The organism is Clostridioides sp. ZZV15-6597, assembly GCF_020657815.1.
GTDB lineage: Bacteria > Bacillota > Clostridia > Peptostreptococcales > Peptostreptococcaceae > Clostridioides.
Genome location: NZ_JAGWCT010000147.1, coordinates 1 through 7894 on the forward strand (window position 1 = coordinate 1; position 7894 = coordinate 7894).

General features: G+C 27.6%; 7 protein-coding genes. 5 read left to right on the forward strand and 2 right to left on the reverse strand.

The annotated features are described in order from the left end of the window. Positions 1–248: 248 nt before the first annotated feature. Complete coding sequence (locus KGF52_RS19460; protein WP_227841320.1) at positions 249–974, reverse strand: hypothetical protein; 726 nt, start codon at positions 972–974, stop codon at positions 249–251. Positions 975–1315: 341 nt separating this feature from the next. On the opposite strand from KGF52_RS19460, the gene KGF52_RS19465 reads away from it, so the two are divergent. From KGF52_RS19465 to KGF52_RS19485, 5 genes are all read left to right on the forward strand, one after another. Continuing rightward, a complete protein-coding gene (locus KGF52_RS19465) occupies positions 1316–1519 on the forward strand; it encodes a helix-turn-helix domain-containing protein (RefSeq protein ID WP_227830419.1) in 204 nt (67 codons plus the stop codon). Between the two features lie 258 nt (positions 1520–1777). Then, entirely contained in the window at positions 1778–2932 is a 1155-nt protein-coding gene (locus KGF52_RS19470) for a 1-deoxy-D-xylulose-5-phosphate reductoisomerase (RefSeq protein ID WP_227841321.1), read from the forward strand. Positions 2933–2944: 12 nt separating this feature from the next. Beyond that, positions 2945–3949: an RIP metalloprotease RseP gene (gene rseP, locus KGF52_RS19475; RefSeq protein ID WP_227830417.1), complete on the forward strand. Its 1005-nt coding sequence runs from the start codon at positions 2945–2947 to the stop codon at positions 3947–3949. A gap of 177 nt (positions 3950–4126) precedes the next feature. Further along, positions 4127–5182: a flavodoxin-dependent (E)-4-hydroxy-3-methylbut-2-enyl-diphosphate synthase gene (gene ispG / locus KGF52_RS19480; protein WP_227841322.1), complete on the forward strand. Its 1056-nt coding sequence runs from the start codon at positions 4127–4129 to the stop codon at positions 5180–5182. Positions 5183–5527: 345 nt separating this feature from the next. Beyond that, entirely contained in the window at positions 5528–6352 is an 825-nt protein-coding gene (locus KGF52_RS19485; protein ID WP_227841323.1) for a DUF5780 domain-containing protein, read from the forward strand. A 394-nt stretch (positions 6353–6746) separates the two neighbouring features. Here the strand turns inward: KGF52_RS19485 and KGF52_RS19490 are convergent, their stop codons facing one another. Further along, complete coding sequence (locus KGF52_RS19490; protein ID WP_227841324.1) at positions 6747–7871, reverse strand: DUF3810 domain-containing protein; 1125 nt, start codon at positions 7869–7871, stop codon at positions 6747–6749. Positions 7872–7894 lie beyond the last annotated feature (23 nt).

The following is a 7894-nucleotide window of genomic DNA, read 5'->3' on the forward strand; positions in this document are numbered from 1 at the left end:
GAAGAAAAAGAATTTTTTAATAAATATGTGACTGAAAAATAATATAAATATTGTAAAAGTATAATAAGTACATAGCATGCTAGAAGAATTAAAAAATTTGTAATCAAAATTAGCAATAGATAAAAGCATTAGTAAGGGAGCTAATGCTTTTTCTTAGTGGTTTTATTTATATTAATAATCGTAAGAATAAAATGTTTATATAATAACTAAGTTGATTTCAATTTGATTTTATTAATAATGTAATTATGTTATTTGTACAATGTCCAGTATTCATAACCAAAGATACTTTTTCTTTTACAAAGTTGAATTGAGTTGTTTTTATTTGTCGAATCATACATATTATTAGAAACTTTCATTTTTTTTATTTTATTCTTTACATTTATTTTAAGATAGTAATCGTTTCCAGAGCGAGAAGGATTTATTTCTTTATCAACAACGGTTACAAGTTCGAACTCAGGTTTGTCTAATGTTGTTATATAATTTAATGCTGGTGTTGTAGAAAAACTGAGAATGAATGTAGATAAGGTAACAAGTAGTGTTTTAAGTTTTGTTTCATGTCTTTTTTTAATAATTAATACTAAGGCATAAGGAATCAACAATACTATCATGTAAATTCCAGCAAAACTAAATCTTTCATTATTTGGTGTATTTAAGGAGCTTGTTGACAAAAGCAGAATTAGCATGGATAGTACACATGCAGTTAAAGGAAAGGGTATATGATATTTTATTGATTCTTTTGTTTTAGGTATTTCTAGTAGCATTTTAGGGTATAGGCATAAATACATCATCCAACTGAACAATAATATAGATATATAGATGGAAAACTTAATTTTTACAGGAGTAAAGAGAGCAATGATAGAAAGTGTTGTCAGGAAGTAACGAATGATACGAGTAACTTTTTTTTCTTTTTCTATGACATCTAAAGTCCATCTATTTTTTATAAATTCATTTTCTATTTTTGTACTCTGCTTCATTTAATCACCTCTTATCAATAGTATAGTTTTTAAATACATTACTTTGTTTTATTTTAACACAATACAATGGGTACATGGTATAAGTTTAGATACAAATAAGTTTCCAGTGAATAGTGGTATTTTAATATTAAATCTTCAAAGTGTACATCAAATATACAAAATCATAAATAAATGTTATGATACAGGACGAAATATTGAAACCATTTTAACTACAGTCTTTTTTATATTGATAAGTATTACAACTATTTTTATATTTAAGTAAGGGATTATTTATCGAAAAAGATGAAAATTTTTCAAAATAGATAAAATATGATAAAATAGATTTTAGAAGAGGTGATAAAATGATTTCATACACTCCATTGTGGAAATTGCTAATTGATAGAAAAATAAAAAAGATGGAATTTGTAAATATATCAGGTATAAGTATTTCTGTTTTAGGTAGATTAGGAAATGATAAGTCTGTTTCTATGGATACAATGGAAAAGATATGTTTAGCACTAGACTGTAAAATAGAAGATGTTGTAGAAATAAAAAAGGATGTTTAATGATGCTAAAATATTTTAATAATATTGTAAAAACACATAAAGAATAGCTAAGGTTTAATTTAATAGATAGAGCTTTACTGGATTAAAAATAAAAGTAACTATATGTGAATAAATTAAAATTAAAGAGTAATGCTATAATGTAAACTAAATATATTTTTCCAGTAATTATATGAAGTTTTTGTGAATAGTAAAAATAATTGTTTTAGTAGTGTTATAATGTTTTGGTAGGGTATATTTATTATTAGAAAGGATTATCATATGAAAAAAATATCAATTTTAGGTTCTACAGGCTCTATAGGTAAGCAAACTTTAGATGTAGTTAGAGAAAATAGAGACAAGTTTGAAGTAGTTGCAATATCAGCTAATAGTAGTATTGAATTACTACTTGAACAAATTGTAGAATTTAGACCTAAATATGTAACAGTTTTTGAGGAAAGTAAAGCATTAAAATTAAAGGAAATATTGCCACAAAATATAGAGGTAGAAGTTTTAACAGGGATGGAAGGATTAAAAATAATATCATCATTAGATGAAATTGATGTACTTTTAACTGCTGTTGTGGGAATGATAGGATTAGTTCCAACACTTTGCGCTATAAAAAAGGGAATTGACATAGCATTAGCGAATAAAGAGACATTAGTAACTGCTGGTGAGCTTGTAATGGCAGAGGCAAAAAAATATAATGTAAATATTCTTCCTGTTGATAGTGAACATAGTGCTATATTTCAGTGTTTAAATGGAGAGAATAATAAAAATATAGAAAAAATAATACTTACAGCTTCTGGTGGACCGTTCAGAGGAAAGAAAAAAGAAGAACTTTTAAATATAACTAAAAATGAAGCTTTAAAGCATCCAAACTGGAGTATGGGTAGAAAAATAAGCATTGATTCTTCAACGCTTATGAATAAAGGACTAGAAGTAATAGAAGCTAGATGGCTATTTGGAGTAAAACAAGAAAATATAGATGTAGTGGTTCATCCGCAAAGTATAATTCACTCAATGGTACAGTATACAGATAGTTCTATAATTTCACAATTAGGATGTCCAGATATGAGGTTGCCTATACAATATGCTCTTACATATCCAGATAGAATGGAAAGTAATTTTGAAAGAATGAATTTTTCAAAATTTAGTACTTTAACCTTTGAAGAACCAGACTTAGAGACTTTTCCATGTTTAAAATTAGCTTATGAATGTCTAAAGATGAGTGGAACTTATTCTTCTGTTTTAAATTCCGCAAATGAAGTTTTGGTAAGTGAATTTTTAGAGGATAAAATTGGTTTCTATGACATACCATATTACATAGAGAAAACTTTAGAGGTTCATAAAAGCATAAGCAAACCAACGTTAGAACAAATTTTGGAAACAGATAGATGGAGTAGAGCTTATGTTGAAAATCTGATAAAAAAATAGGAAGGTGAATTTATGACTATAATAGCTGCATTAATACTATTTAGTATAATTGTATTAATACATGAATTAGGACATTTTATATTTGCAAAAAGAAGTGGGATTAAGGTAAATGAGTTTTCTATAGGTATGGGACCTAAGATATATAGTGTAAAAAAAGATACAGAGTATTCCATAAGAGCTCTTCCAATTGGTGGATATGTAAGTATGGAGGGTGAAGACGAAGAACAAATAAGTCCAAATTCTTTTGGAAATAAATCTATATTACAAAGATTTAGTACTATTGTAGCAGGACCAATATTTAATATAATATTGGCAGCAGTACTTTTAGTACCAGTGTTTTTGTATATAGGTTCTCCAACTACTACACTTGGGAAAATAATGCCCAATACTCCTGCACAAACAGTAGGACTTCAAGAAGGAGATAAGATAAATAAAATAAATGGTAATTCTGTTAAGACTTGGGATGAAGTTGCAAATATGATAAATACTTCTTCTGGTGGAGAATTGAAGCTTAGTATAACTAGGGATGGAAGCGATAAAGTTGTAAATGTAACTCCTAAGGATAACAATGGAAAGTATGAAATAGGAATTCAGCCACAAAGAGAAAAAGATTTCTTTGGCTCAATAGTGAATGCATGTAAAACTACTGTGGATATGACAAAACAGATGTTAACATTCTTAGGTCAAATGGTTACAGGACGTGTACCAGGAGGAATTGGTAATGCTGTTGCAGGACCAGTAGGCGTTATTGGTATGGTATCAGACGCAGCTCAAACAGGTATTATAAATGTAGTATATTTGGCAGCTGTAATAAGTTTAAATTTAGGTATAGTAAACTTACTACCAATACCAGCTCTTGATGGTTGGAGAATACTTATGTTATTATTAGAAGCTGTTAGAGGCGGTAAAAAACTTGACCCAAATAAAGAAGGTATGATAAATGTAGTTGGATTTGGCGCCTTAATGTTATTTATGCTTTTTATAACATATAAAGATATATTAAGGTTATTTCAATAATTATAAAGTTTAAAAAAGGCTATGTAGTTTTAAGTGAGAATAGATTAGTTTTAAAAGATTAAATTTATTCTTAGCTGTTTAACTATATAGCTTTTTAATTTATAATATATATGTAGTTTGTAGTATTTTTTAAGATATTGAATGATTTTAATATAAAATAATATATAGAGGTGAAATATGAGTTACGAGAGAAGAAAGACAAGAGAAGTTAGCGTTGGGAGTGTAAAAATAGGAGGAGAAAATCCTATAAGCATACAATCTATGACAAACACTGATACAAGAGATGCAGAGGCTACAATAGCTCAAATAAAAAGATTAGAAGAAGCTGGTTGTGATATAGTTAGAGTTGCTGTTCCTGATATGGAAGCAGCTAAAAATATAAGAAAGATAAAATCTAGTGTAAATATACCTGTTATTGCTGATATACATTTTGATTATAAATTAGCACTTGAAGCTATAGAACAAGGTGTAGATGGTGTTAGAATAAATCCTGGTAATATCGGGAACATAGAAAGAGTTAGAATGGTTGTTGAGAAATGCAAGGAAAAAAATTTAAAAATTAGAATTGGAGTTAATGGGGGCTCTCTAGAAAAAGAAATTTTAAAAAAATATGGCTCTGCAACTGCTGAAGCATTAGTTGAAAGTGCAATGGGGCATATTAAGATTCTTGAAGATTTAGGTTTTTATAATATAGTTATTTCTCTAAAATCATCTGATATTTATAAAACTGTTGATGCATATGAATTAATATCAAAGAAAGTTGATTACCCTCTTCATGTTGGAATTACTGAATCTGGAAGTATTCATAAGGGAACAATAAAGTCTTCTATAGGTGTGGGAGCACTTCTTCTTAAAGGAATTGGAGATACTGTCAGAATATCTTTGACAGGTGACCCTGTTGAAGAGGTTGTTGTTGGTAAACAGATTTTAAGAAGTTTGGGTCTTTTAAATGATAAGATTAAAGTTATATCATGTCCTACATGTGGTAGATGTAATATAGATTTAATTAGTGTTGTAAATGAAGTTGAAGATAAGATTGGTAGTATGGAAAAAGATATTACTGTTGCAATTATGGGTTGTGCTGTAAACGGACCTGGTGAGGCTAGAGAAGCTGATATAGGTATTGCTGGTGGTAAGGGTGAAGGTCTTTTATTTAAAAAAGGCGAAATTGTAAGAATGATTAATGGTGACAAATTGGTTGATGAGTTGCTGAAGGAAATTGATAAGTTATAGTATACAATCAATAGATATAAAATAGCTAGATATTCAAATACTTTTGGAATAAAGTTTATTCATGGTATTTAATTATCTAGCTATTTTTAATTAAATAAATTTGAAGCAATATAAGAAATCTATATTCTAATTCAATCATATAAGTGAGTACAAAAATCTATTTTATATATATTATAATAAAATTGTATTTAGTAAAATGAAAATTACAACAGTAGTATTATAATATGATTACTATTTATGGTAGTACTTAGTTACTAAAGCTATTGATGTATTTTGTTAACATAGATATTAACGCATTTTATAAAATGTTTTAGTAAAAATTAATCTAAGAAAGGAGAAAAAACTATGGGATATAAAAAAATATCTAGCTTGCCCATTTTGGTTATTGCTTTATTGGTTACTGGCACGACAACAGCCTTTTCTCTTAATACAACCAATTCAGACAAAGCAAGTGTATACTTAGCAAACGCAAAAAATACTACAACACAAAAAGTTTTAGACACTTCAAACAGCAAAGGTATTGCCAATAACAAAAATCTTCCACTAGCCATAAACAATAGCAAAATACAATTTGATGATAGTCCATATCATTGGCCTAGCAATGTTATAAGTTTTAAGAACAACAGTAAAAAGGCAATCATGGATTATGAAATTGTGTGTCTTGCATATGATAAAAACGGAAAATCACTTGAACTATACTGGGATGCTCAAAATGTTGCGACAAATGGAGAGGTAGGAAGTGTTGGATTTAGTACAGATGGTGTAGATTATGGTATTGTGGCAGGAATATCTCCTGTATCTAAGAAAGCATATGCACATACTTATAGAAGAATACAACAATCACCACCAAAGGATATAATAAGTATGTTTGAAAAGCAACAAGGTAAAGCATGGGTAGAAAAATGGTTGAAAGAGTGGCAGCAAATGGAGAAAGAATATGCAAAGCAAAATGCAATAGCTCCAAATAAGACACAAAATAATGAAAATCTATTATTTGATAAATGGAACCAATCAACTGGAAAGCATGATGCAAAGTATATCATATCATGTGTAAAACAAGTAACATTTAGTGATGGCAGTGTATGGAAAAATTTAGAATATGAGAGTTGGACGAAATATTTTCAAGGAAAATCAGTTTCTACTAGTGTATTAGAAAATTACTATAAGTAATATTTAAAACTAATAAGATAAATTTAGGTATACACTTAGTTGGTTCTAAGAAAGTTAAATACTTATTTTTATAATGTAAATAGATATTTTTACAGAGGTATTTTAATTGTGAAAATAAATATTATAGACAGATATACATAAGATTATAGGTATATATCAGACTTTGGTATATGCTTTTTTTTAGATAAAAAGATAATGAATGATACTTAATTTAGAATATACTTAAGAATATATACTATAAATTTTCCTTGTATTATAAGTATACATATAGTAAATACTTAAGAATAGTTTATTTTTTTATAATGAATTTATAAAAAAATAAACTATTAAATAATAGAAAATTAGATAATAAATAACAATGTTTTATCAATTTTAGTATTCTTTATGAGTACCTTTAATTATATGGATATAATTCATAATAAGTTAGCAATAAATCAACCATTTTGCCATAACTTTGAGTTCCTTCAGAGATACCATTAGCTTTTAAATAAGAATTATTAAATCCATTGGAAATTTTATTAATTTTACCTTCATATCTTTGCCAAAATTCACTCTCATTTTTTAAATCCCTTCGAACCAGCTCTGAAATGCCAGCAGAAATATCAACATAAGCATTATAATCAACTTTACTTAAAGCAGAAGCTGTATAATTTAAGGCCAAAACATAGCCAGAATAATTAAAATCAATATCAGGGTGTTTTATGGAAGCAAGATAACCTATAAAGTTAGCTTCATCTTCACTAGCAAATCCTCTCTGATGTGCCATTTCATGACCAACTGTACAAGGAATATATAAGTCAGGGATTGCAATATTAACATTTGCCTCACCTGTAAATGGAAAATATATACCAGTTATTCCTGTATAGCACATAAGATGTGATGAAATAACATATTTTGGCTTAGAGTAACTACCACTAACACTAGGTAAAATATCTGAAATTTTATCATATCCTAATTGAGCTCTATTTATGACACCTTTATAATCTGTATTAGACCTTACAACTCCATTTTTATCTTGTAGTGTAAGTTTTCTAGTTTCATTTGCTTTAGTTACTAAAAATTTATATAACTCAGAAAGTTCTTTAGTACTATGTTGCTTTGATTGGGCAGAATTGTTGTTTTTTAAATTATATTGGTTGATAAGGGTGCTCTCAAGTGGAACTCTATTGTAGTTTATACCCCAAAGTACTACGAAAAGAAAATAAACTATTGATAAAATAGATAATATGTTTAAAATAGAATTCTTTAAAAATGTCTTTAAATTTCTATTCTTCTTGAAAATTGTAAATACGATAGAACATAAAAATAAAAAAATAGATATAACTATTATGTACATTGTAATTTCGTAGATAGAAAATGGAAATATTCCTGAAACTTTACTTAATAGTTGTACAATTTTTTTATCTATGGCTTGAGAGTAATATTTTTCAACAATATTTGGAATTTTACTTGCTATGAAATTTAAAAATAAAGCAATCGGAAAAAGGATTAAAGAAAAATATTTTACTTTTTTACTCATATTTCACCTCACAGACTTTAATT

What these genes read in the sequence shown, in the direction of transcription:
- KGF52_RS19460 (WP_227841320.1), bottom strand. Translation starts at nt 974, where the DNA reads ATGAAGCAGAGTACAAAAATAGAAAATGAATTTATAAAAAATAGATGG.
- KGF52_RS19465 (WP_227830419.1), top strand. Translation starts at nt 1,316, where the DNA reads ATGATTTCATACACTCCATTGTGGAAATTGCTAATTGATAGAAAAATA.
- KGF52_RS19470 (WP_227841321.1), top strand. Translation starts at nt 1,778, where the DNA reads ATGAAAAAAATATCAATTTTAGGTTCTACAGGCTCTATAGGTAAGCAA.
- rseP (WP_227830417.1), top strand. Translation starts at nt 2,945, where the DNA reads ATGACTATAATAGCTGCATTAATACTATTTAGTATAATTGTATTAATA.
- ispG (WP_227841322.1), top strand. Translation starts at nt 4,127, where the DNA reads ATGAGTTACGAGAGAAGAAAGACAAGAGAAGTTAGCGTTGGGAGTGTA.
- KGF52_RS19485 (WP_227841323.1), top strand. Translation starts at nt 5,528, where the DNA reads ATGGGATATAAAAAAATATCTAGCTTGCCCATTTTGGTTATTGCTTTA.
- KGF52_RS19490 (WP_227841324.1), bottom strand. Translation starts at nt 7,871, where the DNA reads ATGAGTAAAAAAGTAAAATATTTTTCTTTAATCCTTTTTCCGATTGCT.